Genomic DNA, 1,419 nt, shown 5'->3' with positions numbered 1-1,419 from the left:
GAGGCGGCGACGGTGCTGAGCAAAGCAATCAAACTATGTCTGGAGTGTGTGGGCATTGGGTAAAAAGTTTTCAGGCGTTTCACAGACCATGTCCCGTTTCCGGGGCTGGATCCAGGCGGGTGCGACGCTGCTGACCAACCTGCACCTGCCGAACTTCCTCAAAGGAGGGCTGTATCAGGGCGCGGGGAAGACCGTCTGTGTGCCGGGACTGAACTGCTACTCCTGTCCGGCAGCGTCCGGGGCCTGTCCCATCGGGGCGTTTCAGGCGGTGGTGGGGTCATCGAAGTTCAGCTTTTCCTACTATATCACAGGCTTTCTCATTCTGCTGGGCGTGCTGCTGGGGCGCTTTATCTGCGGCTTCCTCTGTCCCTTCGGCTGGTTTCAGGAGCTGCTGCATAAGATCCCGACAAAGAAGCTCTCCACAAAGAAGCTCAAGCCCCTGACATACCTCAAGTACGCCGTCCTGCTGGTGATGGTCGTTCTCCTGCCGGCGTTCCTTGTGAACGACGTGGGCATGGGCGATCCCTTCTTCTGCAAGTACCTCTGTCCGCAGGGCGTGCTGGAGGGAGCCATCCCGCTGTCCCTTGCCAATGCCGGCATCCGGGCGGCGCTGGGCAAGCTGTTTACATGGAAGTTCAGCATCCTGCTGTCGGTGATCGTGCTGAGCGTGGTGTTCTACCGCCCGTTCTGCAAGTGGCTCTGCCCGCTGGGCGCGTTCTATGCGCTGTTCAACCGGGTGTCCCTCTTCCAGATGAAGGTGGATAAGAATAAGTGCATCTCCTGCGGGAAATGCGCCAGAGCCTGCAAGATGGATGTGGATGTGACGAAAACGCCCAACCATACCGAGTGCATCCGCTGCGGAATGTGCGTCCGCGCCTGCCCGACGAACGCCGTGTGCTTCCGCTACGGCTTCGGCAGCGGGGAAGAGACACCAAAGAAAACAACGATGGAGGAATCAAAATGAACATGAAGAGAATTTTTGCACTGGCTTTTGCCGTGCTGATGGTGCTGGCCCTGGCGGCCTGCGGCGCAAAGGACAACGACAGGCAGGCGGATATGAGCGGAGACGGCTCCGCCATGACCGGTGAGCCGAAAACCGCCGAGGAAGCGCTCGCCATGCACAAGGAGCTGCTGGAGCGGGAAAACGCGCTCCTGTCGGGAAATGCCGAGCTCTGGGAGAAGGTGTTCATGGCGGCTGACAAGGGCATGGCCATGATCGAGGACGGCAAAAACTACGGCGACTTCCTGCTGGATACCGTCGAGGCCGCGAAAGAGCAGTTCACTGACAAGGAGTATGAGTGGCTGAAGGAGTCGGCCACGGAGATCAGCAATATTGAAAACAAGCTGACCGAGTTGGAAGAGAAGTATCCCGAGATCATGCAGAAATCCATGGACGGCGATATGAGTATGCCCGCGGGC

General features: G+C 58.6%; 2 protein-coding genes and 1 pseudogene. All 3 read left to right on the top strand.

The window, feature by feature from the left end; translation table 11 throughout:
* Window positions 1-12: 12 nt before the first annotated feature.
* Window positions 13-63, top strand: a complete 51-nt coding sequence (locus NE609_RS17285) for a CD1871A family CXXC motif-containing protein (RefSeq protein WP_256153236.1) — start codon at window positions 13-15, stop codon at window positions 61-63.
* Between the two features lie 25 nt (window positions 64-88).
* Window positions 89-964, top strand: a complete 876-nt coding sequence (locus tag NE609_RS17280) for a 4Fe-4S binding protein (protein ID WP_256153235.1) — start codon at window positions 89-91, stop codon at window positions 962-964.
* Window positions 961-1,419: pseudogene (locus NE609_RS17275) on the top strand (TlpA family protein disulfide reductase); the annotation flags it as partial. The gene NE609_RS17280 and the pseudogene NE609_RS17275, both read left to right, overlap by 4 nt.

The organism is Anaerotruncus sp. DFI.9.16 (assembly GCF_024461615.1).
Classification (GTDB): Bacteria; Bacillota; Clostridia; order Oscillospirales; family Ruminococcaceae; genus Anaerotruncus; species Anaerotruncus massiliensis.
This window is presented reverse-complemented; position numbering and strand designations above follow the sequence as displayed.

Bases quoted from the DNA above. Each gene is read 5' to 3' on its own strand.
- NE609_RS17280 (WP_256153235.1), top strand. From the start codon at position 89: ATGTCCCGTTTCCGGGGCTGGATCCAGGCGGGTGCGACGCTGCTGACC.